This is a genomic window from Pseudomonas sp. SCA2728.1_7, assembly GCF_018138145.1.
GTDB classification, from domain to species: domain Bacteria; phylum Pseudomonadota; class Gammaproteobacteria; order Pseudomonadales; family Pseudomonadaceae; genus Aquipseudomonas; species Aquipseudomonas koreensis_A.
This window is the reverse complement of the sequence record NZ_CP073104.1, coordinates 321584-343484: the sequence shown is the minus strand read 5'-3', so window position 1 is coordinate 343484 and position 21901 is coordinate 321584. Positions and strand designations below refer to the sequence as shown.

General features: G+C 60.0%; 21 protein-coding genes. 10 read left to right on the top strand and 11 right to left on the bottom strand.

Annotated features, from left to right (window positions below):
• Positions 1 to 303 precede the first annotated feature (303 nt).
• The 5 genes from KBP52_RS01415 to KBP52_RS01395 are packed head-to-tail and all read right to left on the bottom strand — an operon-like array spanning position 304 to position 5117.
• The gene (locus KBP52_RS01415; protein ID WP_212621833.1) at positions 304 to 2331 is read right to left on the bottom strand and encodes an LTA synthase family protein; all 2028 of its coding nucleotides are present in this window, start codon (positions 2329 to 2331) and stop codon (positions 304 to 306) included.
• Between the two features lie 20 nt (positions 2332 to 2351).
• A complete protein-coding gene (locus KBP52_RS01410) occupies positions 2352 to 2963 on the bottom strand; it encodes a hypothetical protein (RefSeq protein WP_212621832.1) in 612 nt (203 codons plus the stop codon).
• Positions 2960 to 4255 carry a sialidase family protein gene (locus KBP52_RS01405; protein ID WP_212621831.1) on the bottom strand — a complete coding sequence of 432 codons (1296 nt, stop codon included), beginning with the start codon at positions 4253 to 4255 and terminating at the stop codon, positions 2960 to 2962. Before KBP52_RS01405 ends, KBP52_RS01410 begins: the two co-directional genes overlap by 4 nt.
• Positions 4256 to 4305: 50 nt before the next feature.
• Positions 4306 to 4851 (bottom strand): cytochrome b/b6 domain-containing protein, encoded by a 546-nt coding sequence (locus KBP52_RS01400; protein ID WP_077572631.1) that lies wholly within the window; start codon positions 4849 to 4851, stop codon positions 4306 to 4308.
• Positions 4851 to 5117: a PepSY domain-containing protein gene (locus tag KBP52_RS01395; protein ID WP_007960465.1), complete on the bottom strand. Its 267-nt coding sequence runs from the start codon at positions 5115 to 5117 to the stop codon at positions 4851 to 4853. The genes KBP52_RS01400 and KBP52_RS01395 overlap by 1 nt, the downstream gene beginning before the upstream one ends.
• A 169-nt stretch (positions 5118 to 5286) precedes the next feature.
• Here KBP52_RS01395 and KBP52_RS01390 point away from each other — a divergent pair, with 169 nt between their 5' ends.
• The 3 genes from KBP52_RS01390 (at position 5287) to mntP (ending at position 8127) form a co-directional block, all read left to right on the top strand.
• Positions 5287 to 5949 carry a response regulator gene (locus tag KBP52_RS01390; protein WP_016984482.1) on the top strand — a complete coding sequence of 221 codons (663 nt, stop codon included), beginning with the start codon at positions 5287 to 5289 and terminating at the stop codon, positions 5947 to 5949.
• Positions 5946 to 7319 carry an ATP-binding protein gene (locus tag KBP52_RS01385; protein ID WP_212621830.1) on the top strand — a complete coding sequence of 458 codons (1374 nt, stop codon included), beginning with the start codon at positions 5946 to 5948 and terminating at the stop codon, positions 7317 to 7319. The genes KBP52_RS01390 and KBP52_RS01385 overlap by 4 nt, the downstream gene beginning before the upstream one ends.
• Before the next feature lie 244 nt (positions 7320 to 7563).
• Positions 7564 to 8127: a manganese efflux pump MntP gene (gene mntP / locus KBP52_RS01380; RefSeq protein WP_212621829.1), complete on the top strand. Its 564-nt coding sequence runs from the start codon at positions 7564 to 7566 to the stop codon at positions 8125 to 8127.
• A gap of 1 nt (position 8128) precedes the next feature.
• Here mntP and KBP52_RS01375 read toward each other — a convergent pair whose 3' ends face one another.
• From KBP52_RS01375 to KBP52_RS01365, 3 genes are all read right to left on the bottom strand, one after another.
• Positions 8129 to 8851, bottom strand: a complete 723-nt coding sequence (locus KBP52_RS01375; RefSeq protein ID WP_212621828.1) for a DUF72 domain-containing protein — start codon at positions 8849 to 8851, stop codon at positions 8129 to 8131.
• Positions 8852 to 8967: 116 nt separating this feature from the next.
• A complete protein-coding gene (locus KBP52_RS01370) occupies positions 8968 to 10755 on the bottom strand; it encodes a thiamine pyrophosphate-requiring protein (protein WP_212621827.1) in 1788 nt (595 codons plus the stop codon).
• A gap of 271 nt (positions 10756 to 11026) precedes the next feature.
• Positions 11027 to 11302 (bottom strand): DUF2798 domain-containing protein, encoded by a 276-nt coding sequence (locus tag KBP52_RS01365; protein ID WP_123595951.1) that lies wholly within the window; start codon positions 11300 to 11302, stop codon positions 11027 to 11029.
• Between the two features lie 123 nt (positions 11303 to 11425).
• Between KBP52_RS01365 and KBP52_RS01360 the strand changes: the two genes are divergently transcribed.
• From KBP52_RS01360 to KBP52_RS01335, 6 genes are all read left to right on the top strand, one after another.
• Positions 11426 to 12337, top strand: a complete 912-nt coding sequence (locus KBP52_RS01360) for a LysR family transcriptional regulator (protein ID WP_212621826.1) — start codon at positions 11426 to 11428, stop codon at positions 12335 to 12337.
• Positions 12338 to 12415: 78 nt separating this feature from the next.
• On the top strand, positions 12416 to 13492 hold the full coding sequence (locus KBP52_RS01355) for an alpha/beta fold hydrolase (RefSeq protein ID WP_212621825.1): 1077 nt from the start codon (positions 12416 to 12418) through the stop codon (positions 13490 to 13492).
• A 2-nt stretch (positions 13493 to 13494) separates the two neighbouring features.
• Positions 13495 to 13905 carry a GFA family protein gene (locus KBP52_RS01350; RefSeq protein WP_212621824.1) on the top strand — a complete coding sequence of 137 codons (411 nt, stop codon included), beginning with the start codon at positions 13495 to 13497 and terminating at the stop codon, positions 13903 to 13905.
• 255 nt (positions 13906 to 14160) lie between these two features.
• Complete coding sequence (gene yghU, locus KBP52_RS01345; RefSeq protein ID WP_212621823.1) at positions 14161 to 15000, top strand: glutathione-dependent disulfide-bond oxidoreductase; 840 nt, start codon at positions 14161 to 14163, stop codon at positions 14998 to 15000.
• A 266-nt stretch (positions 15001 to 15266) separates the two neighbouring features.
• Positions 15267 to 17444: a TonB-dependent siderophore receptor gene (locus KBP52_RS01340; protein WP_212621822.1), complete on the top strand. Its 2178-nt coding sequence runs from the start codon at positions 15267 to 15269 to the stop codon at positions 17442 to 17444.
• A gap of 137 nt (positions 17445 to 17581) precedes the next feature.
• Positions 17582 to 18775, top strand: a complete 1194-nt coding sequence (locus tag KBP52_RS01335) for a GAF domain-containing sensor histidine kinase (protein ID WP_116032593.1) — start codon at positions 17582 to 17584, stop codon at positions 18773 to 18775.
• On the opposite strand, the gene KBP52_RS01330 is transcribed toward KBP52_RS01335, so the two are convergent.
• The 3 genes from KBP52_RS01330 to KBP52_RS01320 form a co-directional block, all read right to left on the bottom strand.
• On the bottom strand, positions 18772 to 19413 hold the full coding sequence (locus KBP52_RS01330) for a LysE family translocator (protein WP_116032596.1): 642 nt from the start codon (positions 19411 to 19413) through the stop codon (positions 18772 to 18774). The two genes, KBP52_RS01335 and KBP52_RS01330, sit on opposite strands and share 4 nt — an antisense overlap.
• A gap of 878 nt (positions 19414 to 20291) precedes the next feature.
• Complete coding sequence (locus tag KBP52_RS01325) at positions 20292 to 20633, bottom strand: hypothetical protein (RefSeq protein ID WP_077572619.1); 342 nt, start codon at positions 20631 to 20633, stop codon at positions 20292 to 20294.
• A gap of 86 nt (positions 20634 to 20719) precedes the next feature.
• On the bottom strand, positions 20720 to 21364 hold the full coding sequence (locus tag KBP52_RS01320) for an ATPase (RefSeq protein ID WP_212621821.1): 645 nt from the start codon (positions 21362 to 21364) through the stop codon (positions 20720 to 20722).
• A gap of 170 nt (positions 21365 to 21534) precedes the next feature.
• Between KBP52_RS01320 and KBP52_RS01315 the strand changes: the two genes are divergently transcribed.
• Positions 21535 to 21783, top strand: a complete 249-nt coding sequence (locus tag KBP52_RS01315; protein WP_077572617.1) for a hypothetical protein — start codon at positions 21535 to 21537, stop codon at positions 21781 to 21783.
• Positions 21784 to 21901: the final 118 nt, after the last annotated feature.

Here is a 21901-nt window from a genome sequence, read left to right as displayed (position 1 = left end):
GCGTTCAACTCGGTATTTCAAGTCGGCGCACCACTTCGGTCAGTCACCTCTCCCCCCGAGAGAGGGAAAAAGGGAGCCGATTTGTGCGCTTTTCAAATCTTGCGTTCAACTCGGTATTTCAAGTCGGCGTAACTTGCGCGAGCAACGCGGTCAGTCCCCTCTCCCTCTGGGAGAGGGGAAAGGGCGCCGATTTGTGCGCTTTTCAAATCTTGCGTTCAGCTCGGTCTTTCAAGTCGGCGTAACTTGCGCGAGCAACGCGGTCAGTCCCCTCTCCCTCTGGGAGAGGGTTAGGGTGAGGGCTCCTCAGCGCACATTGCGATACAGCATCAGCCGCGCACTTTCATGCAGCCCCCGCGTCAGCTCCACCAGCCGCTGAAACTCCTGCGGGTGTTGCTCGGCGACGTTGTCTCGCGGTGTCGCCGAGCGCAGGTCATGCAGGGTCGGCGCGCTGCCGTCGTGTTGCATTTGCAGCAGATGATGCTGGGTCACGCCGCCAATCAACGGGAACGTGCCTTCGCGCAATACCAGCGGCACCACGCGTTCGCCTTCCGGCGCGGGCTGCTGAATATCGCGGCCCATCGCGCCGTTGCTGAACGGGATGCCAGCCATGCCTGCCACCGTCGGCAGCAAATCCACCAACCCCACCGCCTCATCGATCACCTTGGCTTTGAGCATGCCCGGCGCATGGATCAGCATCGGCACATGGTTGCTTTCCAGCCCCAATTGTTCGAAGGCCGGCGGCATGTGCGGGATCTGGCTGATGCGGGTGTTGTGGTCGCCGAAGAACACGAAAATCGTGTTGTCGTAGTAGCCGCCGGCCTTGGCCAGTTCCATCAGCTTGCCGATGTTGAAATCCAGCAGGCGCACAGCGTTGTATTGCTCGACGCTGCGCGAGCCGGCGGCTTGCACTTGTTCCAGCGACAGATGACTGACCTGGAAGCCGTCATTGTCCTTGGGAATGGTGAACGGCCGGTGGTTGCCCGAGGTTTGCACATAAGCAAAGAACGGTCGGTCCTTGGGCAGATCGCGCAGGATGCGGTCGCTTTCCTTGAACAGATCCAGGTCAGAAATGCCCCAGACATCCACCAGCGGCGAACGCCAGTCGCTCTCCTGATACAGCTTTACGCCCTCGATGCTTTGCTGGATCAGCGCATTGATATTCGCCCAGCCGGCATTGCCGCCGATCATGTAGAGCTTTTGATAGTCGGTGAACGCGTTGATCAGCGTGTGCTGGCGGGTGATCAGCGGATGGCGGGTGGCGGTCTCCTGACGGGTCACGTCCGGGACCCCGGTGATGCTCGCCCAGACGGTTTTAGCGGTACCGGTGACCGGCACGTAGAAGTGTCGGAAGAACCAGCTCTCGGTGGCCAGTTGATCAAGGTTCGGCGTCGGGTTCAGCGGGTTACCATAAGCGCCCACCGCACTGGTGCCCAACGATTCGAGCATGACGAACATCACGTTCGGTGCACCGGCGACCCGGTACGGTTGCACCGCTTGCTGTCGCTCGAATGTCAGGGTTTGCGCGTCCGCTTGTTCCACGCCCAGATAACGCGCAATCAGCGGGTAATGCTGGCGCACCTGGGCTTCATCGAACTGTGCCTGCCCGGCCTTGAGCGTGTCGTAGAAGAACAGCACCGGGTTGAGGCCTACGGCGGCGATTTGCGCATTGCCGGAGAAAAACGCATCGCTCCAGCGCAGCGGCACCGGGTTTTCCAGGTTGAGATTTTCGACACGAGCGAGCAACGCCAGCAGCACGGCGACCAGGCCGAAAGCGCTGCCCACGACCAGCGAGGTACGGCGGATGGCGCGAGGTTCCCGCGTCAGTGTTGCGCGCTCCAGACGCACGAATCCGTAGAACCACACGCCCAGCACCGCCAGCCAGCCGAGGGCAATCCATAGCACTGGATAGCTTTCCCGGACCATTTGCTGCGAGATCTGCGCATCCTCCAGATAACGCAGCACCGTGGCGTTGATGCGCACGCCGAGGTAGGCGTAATGGCCGAAGTCGATGATGTAGACCAGGCCGACCACGCCCAGCACCAGCAACCAGTAACCCCGCGCGACTTGGCGCAGCAACGGCAGGCGCGTCAGGTTCCAGCGTGGCAACCATGCCAGAACGGCCAGCGGCAACATCAGCAACACTGCCAGACGCAGGTCGAAACGCAGACCAATGCCGAGGGTTTCGCGCAGTTGCGGGTCGTTGGCAAATGCGCTGATGTCGAGACCGGAAAAACCCAGCACGAACACCAGCCGCAGCAGGGCCAACAGTAAAAACGCCAAACCTGCCGCGCCGACGCCGTAGCGCAGGCGCCGCGATTGCAACCAACCCATCGTAAACCTCTGTGTGGTGATCAGATTGAAGACGTCGGCACGGCCGGGACCGGCCGCAACAGGCGCCAGACTTCGCGCACGCACAGCGCGGCACCGGCCACCAGGCAGTAACCCACCAGCAGCGGATCGATCAGGTAATCCCAATAGTTTTCCGAGGCTTTGAGGCGTAGCGCGAAGGCCAGCGTGCCGAGCGCCAACATCGCTACGCCCAAGCCGTTGCGCAGCCACAACAGGGCCAATGTGCTCAGCCCGATCAGCACAATCATCGGCCGTGGATTAAAGCCCCAGCGGTACGGATCGACGTAAGTCAGGCCCATCGTTGCCGGATACAGAATCAGCGCCAACACGGTAAACAGCACTAGCACCTGAACGCGCTTGACCGTTGGCGACGGCTGGACCACGCCCAGGCGCAGCAGACAGACCCAGCCCAGCAACACCAGCGTGGTGATCGCCAGATCGTCGGTAAAGCTGCGCACATAGGCTGCCAGCGGCAGATCGTTGACCGGGATAAAACCGGCCAGCGCCAACAGCGGCAACAGCCACGGGCGCCATGGCCGGGTGAAGTGAAAGGCACTCAGCAGAACAAAACCGAGCAGGACAAAACTCAAATGGGCTTGCCAAAGAAACATCACAGACGCTCCGCCAGCCAGGCATCATTGAAGCTGACATGTTTGATGAAGGTGTTATTCCACGAATACACCAAGTGATAGAGACCATCCGAACCCCGGCTGAAATACGGATATTCGTACTCGAAATCACAGCCGCGCGGTTTGCACACGCGGTAGTCGAGATTGCTCAGAAAGCGCTGTTCCAACGGCAGGCGGCGGGCACCGCTGGAGGATCGGAAACCCTCGCCGATAATGGCCTTGTACGCCTCGGGCGAGAACGGCTGACCGAGCGGATCCGGTGACTGATCGAGTTCGATCACACTGCGCCAGTCGTTGAGATTGGCATCGGTGCCGTACAGGCTCAATTTGAAACGCCCGTCGCGCAGATCGTTGAGCGCGACCAGCAAACCGTCGTCAGCCGTGCCTACCGCTGCCAGCGACGAGTTGGGGTTGGCCGGCTCCAGCGGATACGGTTCGCTCCAGGTCTGGCCGGCATCGTCGGTGCGGCTGGCCAACACGCGATGATGGGTGTCACCGGCATAACGCAGCATCGCCACGGCGCGGCGGCCATCCAGCGGCACGATGGTCGGCTGCAACGAGTGCTTGCCGCGGCTGATGCGGAATTTGTCGATGACTGCACCGTCGGCGCTCAGGTACAGGTACTCGGCGAACTTGCCCATGAACTCGTGATACACCGGCAAGCCGATCGAGCCATCGGCATGGAACACCGGCGCCGCGCGTACCAGTGTGCTGATGTTGAAAAACGGCGAGGTGATCAACTGACGCGGCGTCGACCATTCACGGCCCATGTCGGCAGAGACCATCACGTTGATCGCACTGGTGGCCCAACCGCCTACGGACACCGAGACGTAGAACATCCACAAGCGCCCGTCCGGCGCGAGCGCGATCACCGGGTTACCGAGCTTGCGGATATAGCGCTGGGTGCCGTCGCGGGTTTGCTCGCGGGTGGCCAGCACCTGTTCGGCGCCCCACTCCGCACTTTTTGCATCAAAGCGCGCCGTGCGGATCTGCACGTCGGCAGCGCCTTCGCGCGAGCCGGCAAACCACACGGCCATCAAGTCCCCGCCAGGCAGCGCGGTGACCGAAGAGGAATGCACAAAATCATCCAGTTGCGAGGAAACGAAACGACTGCTGTACATCGGCTCCGACGCTCGCAGTGCGCCATCGACCGGCGCTGTCGACAATGCAAATGGCGCCAGCACATGGGGTGGATGACTGCGCCACGCGGCCAGAAAGATCAGGCACACCGCGAGGCTGCCGAGAATGAACGTCAAGCGAAAGGACAACGCACGCATAAGGGGCTCGCGGCAAGGACAGGAGGGTTAACAATGGGCAGACGTCCTTGTCAGCGCGTCGAATCATTTGGCAATCGGCGACGGCGCCCGGTGAGCATCGACAACGGCAAGTTGTCGCGAACCTGAAAACTTTCAAACACGGCAGCAGCGATGTGAATGCACACCAGCACAAGCAGACTGTCGGCCGCCGTTTCGTGGACCGACAACGGCCAATCGGCACCCCACAAGGCGTCGATTTCTTCCATCGCCCAGCCACTGAGACCCACGGTGAACAACGCCAGCAACATCAGGATCATCACCAGCGCACCGATCGGCGAGTGGCCGAGGCGATGCTCGGGCCGCCCGGCGAGCAGTGAGCGCGCATGGGCCAGCAGGCGCGTCGGGGTCGGCCAGAAGTCCGCCCAACGGGCACTGCGCGGCCCGATAAATCCCCACACCGTGCGTACCAGCAACCAACCCATGGCGTAATAGCCGAGCCAGACATGCCAGTCGTCACCCGCTTCATTGAAGAAATAATTGGCGACGAAGACGCCCGCAATCGACAGATGAAACAGCCGCACCACGGGATCCCACAGGCGCAGGGACGCGCTCGGCATCAGCCCTTGATCTCGGTCTTGACCGCTTTACCGCTGACCGGGTCGTGGTAGATCTCGACCTTGCGCTTGTCCTTGTCGAACCCGTAGATCTCGTAGCAGTTGCCGTCGGTGACCTTGAACTTGCTGATCTCGTAACCCTGGGCTTTCAGTTGTTCCTGAAAGGCCTTCTGGTCTTGCCATTGCGAGCGCTCGGCAGTGGTGCATTGCGGGCCGGCGACGGCCAACGGGCTGGCGACGATCAAAGACAACAGCAGCAGTTTGCGCATGGAATCACTCTCGCTGGATGAGAAAGACCTCACTGTGCAAAAGCAACCTTAGTGAAAGCTTAGTTGGCAACGAACCGTTACATCTTTCCCGTCGGATGGCCTGCCAAGACGCTCGGCGCGGCGGCATGATGCCGTCCATCCCAACCCGTTCCGCCAACAGAGAATCACCATGCGCCTGCTTCTGGTCGAAGATGATCGTGCCCTCGGACAAGGCATTCGCGTTGCCCTGAGCAACGAGGGCTATACCCTCGACTGGTTGCAGGACGGGGTCAGTGCCTTGCATGCCCTGCGCAGTGAAAGCTTCGATCTGCTGCTGCTTGACCTCGGCCTGCCACGGCTCGACGGTCTGGCCTTGCTGCAACAACTGCGCAGCGAACAACAGGACCTGCCGGTGCTGATCCTAACCGCCCGCGATGGCACCGCCGAGCGCATCGCCGGCCTCGATGCCGGCGCCGACGACTACCTGATCAAACCGTTCGATGTCGATGAATTGAAGGCGCGCATCCGCGCGTTGCTGCGGCGCAGTCAGGGCCGCGCGCAACCGGTGCTGGAACATGCCGGCGTGTGCCTCGATCCGCTCAGCCAGCAAGTAACCTGGCTTGGCAATGAGGTGGTGATGACGCCGATGGAATATCAGCTGCTGCATCAACTGATGGCCCGGCCCGGCAAAGTCGTCACCCGCGAGCGCCTGTCCGGCGCACTGTACGGCTGGCAGGAACGGGTCGAGAGCAACACCCTCGAAGTGCTGATTCACAACCTGCGCAAAAAGCTTGCGAGCGAGTTGATCCGCACTGTGCGCGGGGTGGGTTACGTGATGGCGGTCAAACCATGATCTCGATACGTGCGCGAATTCTGGTGCCGGTATTGATCCTGGTATTGCTGGGTGATCTGCTGATCAGTTGGCTGGTGCTGCGCGACAGCCATCACGAAATCGAAGAGGTCTACGACGCTCAACTGGCGCAGAGCGCACGCCTGCTGCAAGGCGTGCTGGCGCAACGCGCTCCGGGCGACAACAACTGGCAGCGGCTGCATCAGGCCTTCGATGAAGCGATGAGCCGGGTCGGTGATGGCGAGGCGGCGCACCCCTACGAAACCCGTTTGACGTTTCAGGTCTGGCGCAGCGATGGGCAATTGCTGATGCGCTCGGCCGAAGCGCCGGAGCTCAACGCGCCGCCGACTACCCTCGGTTCCCATGACCTGATGGAAAACGGCCGCGACTGGTGCGCGTTTCTGCTCAAGGATTCGCAGCAAGGGCTGTTGATCTGGGTCGGTGAACGCGATGACATTCGGCAGGATCTGATCGAGCGAATCGTTGGCCACACGTTATGGCCGAGTGTGATCGGCGTGCCAGTGCTGACGGTGCTGATCTGGCTGGCGATTGGCTGGGGCCTGCAACCGTTGCGAGCCATGGCGCAGACCATTCGCGGGCGCAACACCGACACCCTCAAGCCGCTGAACCTGCGACCCCTGCCCCACGACCTCGAACCGATGCAAACCGCGCTCAATCGCCTGTTGCAGCAGATCGACAATCTGCTCGCCCGCGAGCGCCGTTTCATCGCCGACGCCGCCCATGAGTTGCGCACGCCGCTGGCCATTCTGCGCATCCATGCGCAAAACGCGCAGCTTGCCAGTACCGCGCAACAGCGTGAGGAAGCGCTGGAGTTTCTGGTCAGCGCGGTGGACCGTGCCACCCGTATCGCCAGCCAGTTGCTGACCATGGCGCGCATCGAACCGCGCCTGGCCAGTCCGGAAAAAACGCCGGTGGAACTCACCGCGCTGGTGCGCGAAGAACTTGCCGAACTGGCGCCGCTGGCGTGGGAGAAAGATGTCGAACTGATCCTCGACAGCGACCACCACTGCCCGGTCGACACCGACCCGGTTGCACTCGCCATCGCCCTGCAGAATCTGGTCACCAACGCCTTGAACTTCGCCCCGCCCGGCAGTGAAGTGCGCGTACAGGTCCAACCGCAAGCATCCGGCGCGGTGTACATCAGCGTCGAAGATGCTGGGCCCGGCATCAAAGAAGAGGACTACGCACGACTGTTCGAGCGTTTCTACAGCCACGGTCATGCCAATGGCGCCGGACTGGGGCTGGCCATTGTGCAAATGATCGTCAGCAAGATCGGCAGCACCTTGCAGCTTTACAACCTGCCGCGTGGCGGTTTGTGCGCGGAGTTGCGGATCAACGAAAAGCCGGCGTGACGTGTTGCGCCTGATGTCCGATGCGGCGGCTTTGACGAAATTTTCATGTTTGCCCGCATAACATCCGCCCCCTCGTTGGGGAGTAGCCTGTTTCCGAGCCTTTTCGGAAGCGTTCGTATCAACATTCTCGGCAACACGCCGTGGTGCGAACACCTTTTGGTTGGTGAGACCGACGACACATCCATGCCTAAAGTCGGGCGTGTGGTTGTGTCGTTGACTCATAGCCCGACTGGAAGTGTGCCCCGTGAATCCTGTTTCCCTCATATTCCTCGCTCTGGCCATGTCCACGGATGCGTTCGCCGCCGCCATCGGCAAAGGCTCCAGCCTGCACAAACCGCGTTTCACTGAAGCCCTGCGCACCGGCCTGATCTTCGGTGTGATCGAAGCCATCACGCCCATCATCGGCTGGCTGATCGGCCAGGCGGCGACCCGTTGGGTGGCCGAATGGGACCACTGGATCGCCTTCACCCTGCTGGTGATTCTCGGCCTGCACATGATCTACAACGGCCTGAAACACGAAGAAGAGGAAGCAGAAAAACCGGGGTCGCACTCTTTCCTGATTCTTGCGGTCACCGCGTTTGCCACCAGCATCGATGCGCTCGCGGTCGGTGTCGGTCTGGCGTTTGTCGACGTGAATATCTGGGTCGCGGCGGCAGCGATCGGTCTGGCGACCATGACCATGGTGACCCTTGGCGTGATGCTCGGCCGAGTGCTCGGCGCGGTGGTCGGCAAGCGTGCGGAAATCGTCGGTGGCGTGGTGCTGATGATTGTTGGTGCAACGATTCTGTATGAGCACCTGGCAGTCTGATTCAACCGCAGGTCAGCGACGCCAGCGTCAAGGCGTTGCCGAGTGCGGCGCCGCTGGCGGTGTTGTCGAAAATGCACCAGGTCGCGGCACCTGCTGCGGTCGATGATTGCAGGGCGTGGGCGAGGTTTTGCAGATAAGTGGAATCGTAGGCGCTGTGATAAATGCGCGGTGAGCCGTGCAGGCGCCAATAGCGGGTTCCCGCCCAGCCACTGGGCGCGGCATCACTGCTGATGCGCGAGGGATCGACGGCCGCTTGGGCGATCTGACAAGCCTTCAACATTCGCTCGGCGCTGACCCACGACTCATGCCGTGGCTCAAGCACTACGGGGCCGGAGAACCGCTCGCGCAATGTTGTGAAAAAGGCTTCGGCGATGTTTTCGTCAAACGCCAGTGATGGCGGCAATTGCACCAATAGGCAGCCCAGCCGATCGCCCAACCCACCGCACTCAGCCAGAAATGTGTCCAGCGCTGACTCGCAGTTCGCCAGACGCAATTCATGGGTGATGTGTTTGGGCATTTTCACCGAAAAGCGAAAGTCCTCCGGTACGCCATCGGCCCAGCGCTCATAGGTTTGCTGACGATGCGGGCGGTAGAACGAACTGTTGATTTCCACGGCGTTGAGGCGCCCGGCGTAGCGCTGCAAGTGCGAGCCTTCCACCGGAAATGCCGGCCAATGCTCACGCCCCAGACTCCAGCCTGCACAGCCAATGAAAATCAAAAACATACCTCCTGACCGGTAGGAGCTGCCGCAGGCTGCGATCTTTTGATCTTGATCTTGAAAAGCAAAATCAAAAGATCGCAGCCTTCGGCAGCTCCTACAGTGGTCTGTCGATTAACCGATCATTTTTTGCCGGGCAACACCGCGCCGAGCACCTGTTTGGCGGTTTGCAGGATCACCCCGGCCTCATCCGGATCGCCCTTGAGCAACGTCGTGGCGAACTTCTTCGCCTGCTCAAGCTTGATGTGCGGCGGCAATGGCGGCACGTTCGGGTCGGTCTTGAACTCGATCACCACCGGTACTTCCGAGGCCAGTGCCTTTTCCCAGGCAGCAGCGACGTCTTCTTCGCGATCGACAAAAATGCCTTTCAGGCCAATGGAAATGGCGAACAAGTGATAAGGCACGTCCGGGATACTTTGCGAAGCTTCGAACTTCGGATCGCCCTCCATCACCCGCTGTTCCCAAGTGACCTGATTAAGGTCCTCGTTGTTGAACACCGCACAGATCCATTTCGGGCTCGCCCATTGCCGCCAGTACTTGGCGACGGTAATCAGTTCGGCCATGTTGTTCATCTGCATCGCACCGTCGCCCACCAGCGCGATCACTGCACGTTCCGGGTAGGCGAACTTGGCGGCAATCGCATAAGGCACAGCGGCGCCCATGGACGCGAGGCCACCGGACAGCGAGCACTGCATGCCACGGCGGATTTTCAGATCGCGGGCAAACCAGTTGGCGCAGGAGCCGGAGTCGCTGGTGATGATTGCCTCATCGGGCAAGCGCGGCGACAACTCATACACCACCCTTTGCGGGTTGACCGGGTCGGCTTTGGCCATCGCGCGTTTTTCCAGGGTTTTCTCCCAACTGCCGCGCCAGCCTTCGACTTTCTTGCGCCACTTGCCGGAGGCTTTCTGTTCGAGCAGTGGCAACAACGCGGCGAGGGTTTCTGCCGAATCACCGACCAGATTGACCTCCATCGGATAGCGCAGGCTGAGCATGTCGGGTTGCAAATCGATCTGCACGCCGCGCGCCTGACCTTCCTTGGGCAGAAACTCCGCGTAGGGAAAGCCCGAACCGATCATCAGCAAGGTGTCGCATTCGTTCATCAGCTTGTAGCTCGGTTCGGTGCCGAGCAGGCCGATGCTGCCGGTAACCCAAGGCAGATCATCAGGCAGCACGGCTTTGCCCAACAGCGCCTTGGCGACGCCGGCGCCGAGTTTTTCCGCCACAGCGATGACTTGATCCGTCGCCTGCAATGCCCCGGCGCCAACCAGAATCGCGACCTTTTCGCCCGCGTTCAAAACCTCGGCGGCTCGCTGCAGATCCACGTCATAAGGCAACACTTTGGGTTTCGTGTAACCGACCCCGGAATGCGCGGTGCCATGTTCGCGAGCCGGCGCTTCGTATTTCAGGTCCTGCAAATCGTTGGGCAGGATCAGCGCGGTCACCCGACGCTCACCCACTGCCGTGCGCACGGCTCGATCGAGCAGGTGCCGCACCTGCGAAGGCGCCGACGCCTGCTGCACAAATGCCCCGGCGACGTCTTTGAACATCGACACCAGATCAAGCTCTTGTTGATAGTGACTGCCGAGCGCGGTGCGTGCTTGCTGACCGACGATGGCCAACACCGGCATGTGATCCAGGCGTGCATCGTAAAGGCCGGTGATCAGGTGCGAGGCGCCGGGCCCGGAGGTGGCGATACACACCCCCAATTCCCCCGTGAACTTGGCATGCGCCGAGGCCATGAACGCGGCCATTTCTTCATGCCGTGCCTGGATGAATTCGATTTTTCCCTTGGCCCGACTGAGCGCGCCGAACACGCCGTTGATGCCGTCACCCGGGTAACCAAAAATCCGCGTAACGCCCCATTCGCTGAGCCGCTCAACCAGAAAGTCTCCCACTGTCATCGTCATCTCGATCCTCGTCTTTCTCCGCTGCATGGAGCTGTCCCGACAGAACATCCGCCGGGACGTGTAAGGGTCTGGACAGTTGGGTTGTTGGCGAAGTTTCGATGGATTTCCTCAGGCCAATCCTAGTTTGTTTTTTTGAGTCCCCCACAAGACCTGTCAGTCGGCGCTGAGGCCATTCGCGAGCAGGCTCGCTCCCACAGGGGATCGCGGTCTAAATGTGGGAGCGAGCCTGCTCGCGAAGTTGTCAGAACAGTCACTGCCGAGACGGGGCCTTTCAACAATGCGGATGCACCGTCCACGCCACCAGTTTGATCACGATCGGCCGCACGACCAGGATGCACATGAACGCCGCGGGCATCGCCAGCTTGTAGGCATGCAAGGCATTACTCAGGTAGTCGTTATCAATGCCGGAATTGGCGGCGGTGATCACCAGCGACATCAGAAACGCCATGATCGTCGCCATATACAATGCAAACACATACGGCGTGGCACGCGGCGACAGCTTGCGGCGGCTGATGATCAAGGCTTCGGCGTTGATTCTTTGATTCATATGGCTTTTCCATCCAGTGACAGGGAGACCGCACGTTAGCAAGGCCGCCCTTGCGTAACTAGACGATCAACCGCAGGTACTTTATAAAGCAGAACTTACGAATCAACCCTCAGCGGGACATGGATGAATCTGTTAGCGGCGATTGCCAGTTTTATCAAAGTGGTGGAATCGGGCTCGATTGTCGGCGCCGCGAAGATTCTGGGCGTCAGTGCGGCGGCGGTGAGCCAGACGATCAATCGGCTGGAAGCGCACCTCGGCGTGCGGTTGTTGCAACGCACCACGCGCAGCATGGCGCTCACCGAAAACGGCGCGGTTTATTACGAAAAAGTCCGCCGAATTGCGGCAGATCTGGAAGCCGCGCAAAGCTCGATCAGCAGCGATGACAGTGAGTTGCAGGGCCGACTGAGCATCGCCTCGACCTCCGCGTTCGGCCGCCATGTGCTGGCCGCGCTGATCGCCGGTTTCGCCGCGCTGCACCCGCGCCTGCTGATCGAACTGTCGACCAGCAATGGCAAGATCAATCACATTCAGGACGGCATCGATCTGAGCCTGCGGATCACGCCGCAACTGGAGGACGGCATCGTCGCGCGCAAGATCGTTTCGCTGCCCTTCATCATGTGCGCCGCGCCGGTTTATCTTCAGCGCGCCGGGTGGCCGCAATCGCCGGATGATTTGCAAAACCATGCCTGCCTGGCTTTTCGTTATCCCCTGGACGGACGTTTTCTGCGCTGGACGTTTACTCGCGACGGCGAGCGTTTCGACGCCCCTATCAATGCCACCGCCATCAGTGATGACATCGATGCCCTGGCGCAAATGGCGGTCCACGGTGCCGGGGTCACGCGACTGGCGGAGTTTGTTGCGGCACCTTATCTGGCGAGCGGGCAGTTGGTGCCGCTGTTTGAACACAGCGTTGTCGAGCCGATGGACATCTACGCCTGCGTACAGGAACGGGCGGCGATGACGCCGAAGGTCAAAGCCTTTCTCGATTACCTGAGCGCGCATCTGGCCACGCGATGGCCGCTGGAAAATGTTTAAGACGCAGGGCTCGCTGAAGCGCGAGAATTCGGGCAAAGTCCATCTCGCCCAAACGGCCCATCACGGAAGATAACAACAATGAAAAAGTCTCTCGGCGCTCTACTACTGATCTGCTTGAGCAGCCACGTATTCGCTGACACCCAACCCGTCGGTTTCCAGTACGCCACGCTGGCCGATCCGCGCAACGAGCGCCCGCTGGAAATGGTCGTCTGGTACCCGAGCGCGACCACCGACGCGACGCCACAATTGTTCGGCGACAACCAGGTCTTCGTCGGCGCCCCTGCCGTGCTCGACGCCCCGGCCGCCAGCGGCGCGCATCCGTTGGTGGTGCTTTCCCACGGCTATGGCGGAAGCTGGATCAACCAGACCTGGCTGGCCAGTGCGCTGGCGCATCAGGGTTACATCGTTGCTGCAGTCAACCATCCCGGCACCACCAGCCGCGATCGCAGCCCACAAGCGGCGGCACAACTGTGGCAACGCCCGGTCGACCTCAGCCGGGCCATTGATGCTGTGACGGCGCAACCGGAAAAATTCGGCGCGGTGACCAAGGATCGAATTGCCATTGTCGGCCATTCACTCGGCGGCTGGACCGTGCTCGAAGCCGGCGGCGCGCGCTTCGACCCCGAACGTTTTGCCAAAGACTGCAAGGTCCACACGCAACTGGCCAGTTGCACCGCCTACCAACAAATGAACACTGCAAGCACCGCGCAAGCGAAAGCTCAATTGGCCGCCGACTGGCGTGACAAGCGCGTTACTGCCGTGGTGTCACTGGACTTGGGGCTGTCGCGCGGAATGACCGATGCAAGCTTGGCGGCCTACCCCGTGCCGATTCTGGTGATCGCTGCCGGTGTACCGTCGAAAGAACTGCCCGCGCAACTGGAATCGGTCGACCTCGCCAAACGCCTGCCGAAAACCTCGTCGCGTTACGTCGAAATCAGCGATGCCAGTCACTTCACGTTCATGGCGATCTGCAAACCTGGCGCCGTGGCCATGCTCGACGAGGATGTACCGGGCGACAGCATTATCTGCACCGATGGCGAGGGCGGTCGTCCACGTGCAGTGATTCAGCAGCAGGTGATCTCCCTGATCAGCGGGTTTCTGGCGCAGTCACCTGCCCCCTTGAAACAAACCATCACCTACAAGGATCCGCAATAACAATGCTCACGCCCTCCCCTCAGACCTTCCGGGGCAGTTGCCTGTGCGGCGCCGTGAAATACCAGATCCGCTCACGGCCCAAAGCGCTTTCGCACTGCCACTGCAGCCAATGCCGCAAAAGCCACGGCGCGGCATTTGCCAGCTACGGCAGCGTGCTGCGCCAGAACCTGGAATTGCTGGAGGGCGCCGACCAGGTCAAGTCGTATCAGTCGTCTGAATCGGTACAACGCCAGTTCTGCACGCACTGCGGCTCGTCGCTGTTCTGGGCAAGCAATCAAGGGGAATTCAACGGCTGGATCTCGGTCGCACTGGGCACGCTCGACACGTCGTTCACCACCGAAAAACAGCAGCATGTGGAGGTCACGTCGAAGGCGCCTTGGTTTGAAATCAAGGATCAATGGCCGCAGCGCTGAGGCTGATCGTGTGCCGACCGGTACTGAACGCCCAACAGCGCCTCGCTGCCGTTGCGTTTGTACGCGTTCGTCTATCAAGGCAGCTGCGCACAGCCTGGGCCGGTGGCGTACGCGATGAACGGCATTGAACGTCAACGGAGGGATTGCAAAAAACACCTTCGACTCATCGGGCTGTGGAATACAAAGCGGGTTCTGTGATGTCCTGTCTATGATCAGCGAGGTATTTTTTCCACTTGCCAAGATGAGGCCCCTTAGATGAGCAAAGCGCCGTACGTTCCACCCCAGGTCTGGAAAAACGAAGCCCCGTCCGGTGGCCAGTTCGCCAGTATCAATCGGCCGATTGCCGGCCCCACCCATGACAAGACCCTGCCAGTCGGCAAGCATCCATTGCAGCTGTACTCGCTGGCCACGCCCAACGGCGTCAAAGTGACGATTCTGCTGGAAGAGCTGCTGGCGCTGGGGCACAGCGCTGCCGAGTACGATGCATGGCTGATCCGCATTGGCGAGGGCGATCAGTTCTCCAGCGGGTTTGTCGAGATCAACCCGAACTCGAAAATCCCCGCGCTGCTGGATCGCAGCGTCGAGCCGCCGATCCGCGTGTTCGAATCCGGCTCGATCCTGCTGTATCTGGCCGAGAAGTTCGGCGCCTTCCTGCCGAAAGACCCGGCCGGCCGCACCGAAACGTTGAACTGGCTGTTCTGGCAGATGGGCTCGGCGCCGTACCTGGGCGGCGGTTTCGGACATTTCTACGCCTATGCGCCGGAGAAAATGGAATACCCGATCAACCGCTTCACCATGGAAGCCAAGCGGCAACTGGACGTGCTGGATCGGCGTTTGGCCGAAAGCGCCTATCTAGCCGGCGACAGCTACACCATCGCCGACATCGCGGTCTGGCCGTGGTACGGGCAACTGGTGCGCAACAATGTTTATTCGGCGGCCGAGTTTCTTGCGGCTCATGAATACACGCATGTGCAGCGCTGGGCAGAGGACATTTCCAAGCGGCCGGCGGTCATCCGTGGGCAGCGCGTCAACCGTACGTGGGGCGACGAGGCAACTCAAGTGCCCGAGCGGCACCAGGCCGAAGATCTGAAATAACACGCCCTAATTACCCTCATCAGCGAGCCGATCACACGCTTCTGTGATCGGCCCGCCATGCCTCGATTCGCCCCTCTCTCATCCCCCAAAAAACCAGAACCCTGCGCCAACCCGCGACGCAGAGCGCCCAGTCAATTGTGAAAAATTCGTTAACTAACTGAGCCGTACGGCTTTCTTCACCCGGAATGATCTGACACACTAATGCGAATAATTCCTACACGCACTCGCACTGGATTCGTTTTCGTATCATTTGGGGAAGCAGATTGATGTCGTTTCGCACCATTCACCGCCGCTCAAACCGTTCACCTAGCCTGTTGGCGCTCGCCATCTGCATGGCCAGCATTACACCGGCACTGGCCGACGAGACAACGCCCGCCACGCCTGAAAAAACCGCGCCGGCCACACTGGAACTGGATGCGACAGAAATCGGCGCCACGCAGATGAGCAGCACCACCGAAGACACCCAGTCCTACACCACTGGCCCGATGCGCACGGCAACCAAGCTGTCGCTGACCATGCGCGAAACGCCTCAGGCAGTAACGGTGATCACCCGTCAGCGCATGGACGACCAGAACATGACCAGCATCAACGACGTGGTGAAAGGCACGCCGGGGTTGTTCCTCAGTCAGGCCAGCGGCCCGGGTCGGCAGACGTACAGCTCGCGCGGTTTCGACATCGACACCATCATGTACGACGGCCTGCCGAGTTCGTACTCGCCGTTCTCGATGGCAGTGCAACCGAACCTGGCGATGTTCGACCGCGTCGAAATCGTCCGTGGTGCGACCGGTCTGGTCACCGGTGCCGGCAACCCTTCGGCGGCGATCAACCTGGTGCGCAAACGCCCGACTGCCGATCAACGCGTGACCCTCACCGGTGCCGCCGGCAGTTGGGATGACTACCGTGGCGAAATCGACGCCTCCAGCCCCTTGAACGAAAGCGGCACCTTGCGTGGCCGCGTGGTCAGCTCCTATCAAGGGGCTGACAGCTTCCGCGACAAGGAAGAAAACGACCATGGCTTGTTCTACGCCATCGGTGAAGCCGACCTGAGCGACAGCACCACCGCGACCCTGGGTTTCTCGCGGCAGAATGAGCAAACCAACTATTTCTGGGGCGGCCTGCCGATCGGCACCAACGGCCACCACCTCGATCTGCCCCGCTCCACCTACCCGGGCACCGACTGGGAAAACCGCAAGCTGCAAATCGACACCGTGTTCGGTGAAGTCGAGCATCGTTTCGACAACGACTGGAAACTGCATGTCGCCGGTTCGTCCTCGACCCTTGACGGCGAGTTCTCCGGGACTTACCTGTCGCGCTACGCCGGCCCGCTGGAAACCACCGCCTATCAATCCCATCACACCGACAAGCAGCGCTCGCTCGACGTGTTCGCCAGTGGCCCGTTCGAAGCGTTTGGCCGCAGCCACGAACTGGTCGTCGGCGCCAGCAACCGCGTATATGACGCGACCACCAAGGAATACGACCCGTACACCACGGCCTGGCCGATTGGCGCGCCAAAACCAGACTTCGTGCGTGACGGCAAAACCCGCACCGTCACCACTCAGGACGCCGTTTACCTGACCACCCGCCTGAGCCTGGCCGATCCACTGACACTGATTCTCGGCGGCCGTCTCGACTGGTATGACAACGATGATCGCTCCGGCGATGGCGACTACAAGGTCACCCGTAATCTCACCCGCTATGCCGGTCTGATCTACAAACTCGACGACCACCACTCGGTGTACGCCAGCTATACCGACATCTTCACCCCGCAAACCCAGAAAGACCTCGGCGGCAAGGTGCTCGAACCGATCGTCGGCGAAAACTACGAGGTGGGCATCAAGGGCGAGTACTTCAACGGCGCCCTCAACGCCAGTCTGGCAGTGTTCCAGATGGACCAGACCGGCCGCGCCACCCAGGCCGACACTCAGTTCGGCTGCCCGGTCCTGACCTGCTACGGGTCATCGGGCAAGGTGCGTAGCCAAGGCGTCGACATGGAACTGCAAGGCGCCCTGACCGACAACTGGCAAGTCGGCGCCGGCTATACCTACACCCGCGCGCACTACATCAAGGATGAAAACCCGGCCAACAACAATCAGCGTTTCGACACCGACACGCCTGAGCATCTGTTCAAGGTCTCCACCGTGTACCGCTTCCAGGGCCCGCTGCAACACCTGCGTGTAGGTGGCAACGTCTACTGGCAGAGCCGCATGTACAACGACATCACCCTGGCCAATAACGGTAGCTACCGTCTAGAACAGGGCGGCTATGCCGTCACCGATCTGATGGCCGGGTACGAAGTCAACAAACACCTGGATCTGCAAGTCAACGCGAACAATATCTTTGACCGCGTCTATTACTCCGCCATCGGCTCCGATGTTACCTGGGGTTCCAACGACAACTACGGCAACCCGCGCAGTTACATGCTGACCGCCAAATACAAGTTCTGAATCGTTGACGTTCGAACCTGCGATAAAAAAGGGCGCCCGGGAAATCCGTGGCGCCCTTGTTCTTTGTGGCTTGCGCATTAGTCATGTTCGGCAATAACAGATAGTCTCTGAGCGAACTCTTCACGAAGCATCACACCATGACCAATCCGGCATTTACCCCCGACATCGACGCGATCCGCAGCATTGACGCGGTGCCGGTCATCCTGAGCATGGTCAAACACCTCACCGGCATGCGTTTCGCGGCGGTGGCGCGGGTTACTGAGAGCAACTGGGTGGCGTGCGCCGTCGATGACTCCATTGATTTCGGGCTCAAACCCGGTGGCGAACTGGTGCTTGAGTCGACCATCTGCCACGAAATCCGCCAGCATCAGCAGCCGGTGATTTTCGGGCATGCCAGTGCGCACCCGGTCTTTTCGCTTCACCACACGCCGAAAACCTATGGCCTTGAAAGCTATATCTCCATTCCCATCGTCAAAGCCAATGGCGATTTCTTCGGCACGCTGTGCGCCATCGATTCGGTCCCGGCCAATATCGATGAACCGGCCATTACCAAAACACTGACCTTGTTCGCTCAATTGATCGCCATGAACCTGGACACGCAACGCCATCTGGAAGCGACCCAAATCGAGCTGAACAACGCCAATGAACTCGGGCGCCTGCGCGAGCAATTCATCGCCGTCCTGGGTCACGACTTGCGCACACCGCTGAGCGCCATTCGCATGAGCGCTGACCTGCTGGAAAGCAAAACCGAAGAAAAGCGCTCACTCAATCTGATTTCGGCGATTCGCACCAGCTCGGTGCGCATGGGTGTGTTGATCGAAAATATCCTCGACTTTGCCCGAGGACGACTGGGCGGCGGGATTCCGGTGCAGCGCAAGTTGGTTGATGACTTGCAGCACACCCTGCAATTGACCCTTGCCGAGGTACAAGCCTCCCATCCCCAAGCGGTGTTTATCCATGAGCTGGATGTGCCGGCAGGCATCTATTGCGATGCGCTGCGCATCAGTCAATTGCTCTCCAATCTGCTGGGCAACGCCGCGACCCATGGCTCGAACAGCGCGCCGATCGTTCTCAAAGCCTATGCAGAAAATGACGAGATCGTGATTTCCCTGACCAATCAGGGCACGCCGATTTCAGCGCAATTGATGCCACTGCTGTTCGAACCGTTTTCCCGAGCCGAAGCCGGGCAGCGTTGCGAAGGTTTGGGCTTGGGACTTTACATCGCATCGCAGATAGCGACAGCGCACAACGGCACCTTGAGCGTGACCTCAACTGCCGAGGCGGGAACCTGCTTTGTGGCGAGATTCCCGGCCCGGTTCAAATGGGTTTAAGCCGCCTGCCGACGCATCGTCAGAATCGCTGCACCAAAACCGATAAAGGTCGAACCGACCACACGACTGACCCAACGGGACAAGGCCGGACGAGTCAACACACCCTTGGCCCGGGACGCCAGCGCCGCATAAACGCTCAGTGACGATACCGACAACGCCATGAAAATCGAAGTCAGGATCAGAAACTGCGGCAACAGCGCGGCGCCCTGGTCAATGAACTGCGGAAACAGCGCGGTAAAAAACATCGTCGCCTTGGGATTGGTCACCGCCGTCAAAAAGGCCGATTTGTACAGCTTACCGCGGGTCGGTCGCACCGTACTCGCCGCTCCCTCGACACCCTCCGGCAGCATCGGCCCCTTTTTGAACAGCTGCTTGACCCCGAGATAGAACAAATACCCGGCCCCGATGATCTTCACCGCATTGAACAGAATTTCGGAACTGGCCAACAACGCCCCCAACCCCAACATCGCCGCCGCCGACAGACAGAACAAACCACTGGCATTGCCCAGCGACGACCAGATCGTACTGCGCTGCCCATGCGCGAGACTGTTATTGATCGCCATCAACGTCGCCGGCCCCGGGCTGGCGATGGCAATTGCGGCGACCAGTGTGAAGGTCAATATCGAGTGAGAATCCATTTTCGCTGCTCGCAAGATTGAAGTTGCTGCATGTTACAGCAACCGCCCGCATAGCCCAGATCAAAAGCCCCTCACCCTAACCCTCTCCCAGAGGGAGAGGGAACTGATCGAGGTGATTGCGAGAAATACAGCGAGATGAAATACCGAGTTGAATTCGATACTGAACCAGATCAAAAGCCCCTCACCCTGGCCTTTTCACGCAGGGAGAGGGAGCTGACCGAGGTGATTGCGAGAAATACAGCGAGATGAAATACCGAGTTGAACTCAATACCGCGGCAGATCAAAAGCCCCTCACCCTAGCCCTCTCCCGGAGGGAGAGGGAACTGACCGAGGTGATGGCAAGAGATACACCGACGTGGAATACCGAGCCGCACTCAAATTCTGAAACAAATCAAAAGCCGCCCCCCCCGCCCGCTACTCACCACTCAACAGGATGAGCGTTAGCTCGACTGCAGCTCTTGATCTTGCCGTGCTGGCCCCTTCGGCAGGCTGAGTGGAGGGATTTATCCGGGGGTGGGAGCGCAGCGACCGTTTGGCGGAGCCAAATGCATCGAGAGGAGGTGCAGCGAAGCAAACCGTAGGCGATGCCCCCGGATAGATCCCGTAACGAAGGAACCCGAGCCACGGCGAGGGCCGAACGCGGGGGCCCAGACCTTTGGTTCCTTTGGGGCGTTTGCCAAAGGGACTCGCTGTAAGAGCGAAACCGCCAGCCGCAACCCCAAAAACAACGGATATTCACCCAAAACCCCAAGAGCCTGGTCGGCCCAAAGGCCGCCAAGCCAAAAAAAAGCCCCGCAACCAAATAAGGGCGCGGGGCAAAAAATTGGTTGGTTGCGGCCAACCAAAGGAGCTCAGTCAAATCCGTACAAAAGCCAAAATCAGATGCAATCCTGCGCAGCCCGCTCAAAACTCGAAGGCAAAAGATTCGAAGCCAACAAATGCCGCTCGTAGATAAACACCTTGCCGCCAGCGCCAGCCTTGTAAGCCTCCAGCACGTTGTCAGCCGAAACCTTGCTCGGCACCACAATCCGATAACTGCGCTGAGTCTGCGAAACCGTCGGGTTCAGCGCACTGCCCTGCAACTTCGGCACAACACAGTCCGCGTACTGCGCAGGCGTCTTGCTGGTCTGCAAGGTCAGGCTCGGGTTATTCGGCGCCGAAGCACAACCAGCGAGCAACAAAGAGGCAACGGCCAGAGCAGGCACAAAGAAAAGACGCATCGGTGTCATCCTGAAAATAAAGGTTCGATTCAACCGGCAACGGTTCAGCCTCACGGAGCCGCCGTTGCCATTTATGTTTTAAGTGTTCAGCTCGACGCCACCAACGCCTTGAGCGACACATCGAATTGCTTCAAGGCGTTGAGTTGCAAGTCACGCTGCTTGTCGATCTGCGCAGCGATGACCGGTGCGGCCTGGTTATGCACCCACACCGAAGGCAACTGTTTCTCGACGGCGCCTTCAGCCTTGCCGATGTATTGCAGGTCGGCGTCGTAGAAGCGTGCGGTGAACCGCGCCTCGACCAGACTGTTACGCTGGGTCAGCAGCCGATTGAACGTGTCGAGCTTCACCACCACGTCCGGATGAGCCTGCACCAGCGCATCCAGGTTGTCGTAAACGGTCACCGACAAGAACTGTTGTTGCAGCGAACTCACCAGCCAGTCGATGGCCAGCTCCGGATCGGAACTGCTGACAAAGGCTTCACGAATCCGCGAGTCGAGCGCATCTTTCGCGCCGTTGACCGCCATGTCGTGGTAACGCTCAAGGTATTGCAGGTTGTCCAGAGTGTTCTCGCTGAGCAGCACGCCGACCGTCTGTGAATGCTGAAGGGTGGCGCTGCTGCCTGTGAGGGTCTGGAAGTGACACGATTCGGCGTCGGCTGCGTAAGTCGGAGCTGTGAACAGTGCGCCGCCTGTCAGCAGGGCGACCAAAGCCAGTCGGGTCAGGGTGTTCATCGCGCAAATTCCTTGAGTGCGTGTTCGATGAAGGCGATTTTCCGCCGTTTACCGACAAAGCAGAACTTGCGTTTCTTGATGGTCACTATTACTTCTAGCAATAGTTGCGCGACGTGCAGACTGATACACACTCAACCACAACTAGAAAAACATGAAATGAGGAGTTCGCCTTGAGAACGTTTGACCTGATCCGTGACGCCGTTCTGCCCGATTTCCGCGAGCGTGTGGCCGAGTATCTGGTTCAGTACGAAAGCGTATTGCTGGACAAAGGCATCACCGACCCGCAGATCATCACCGACACTGCCAATCAGTTGCGCGGTTACCTGCGCGGGCTCAACACCACCCGCGTGCTGGGCATGGCGTACTGGGAAGAGCTGGATCGTCGAGTCGTCGACACCTGGCTCGCGCCACAGCAATGACCGATCGGCACCGTGGTCAGGGGGGCGACTAACGACCGCGCCCTCCCCGCTGCCAATGGTCTGCGCGGCAATAAGGCCTCTGCGAAAAAACCGCCCGAACGCTTACAATCGCCGGTCT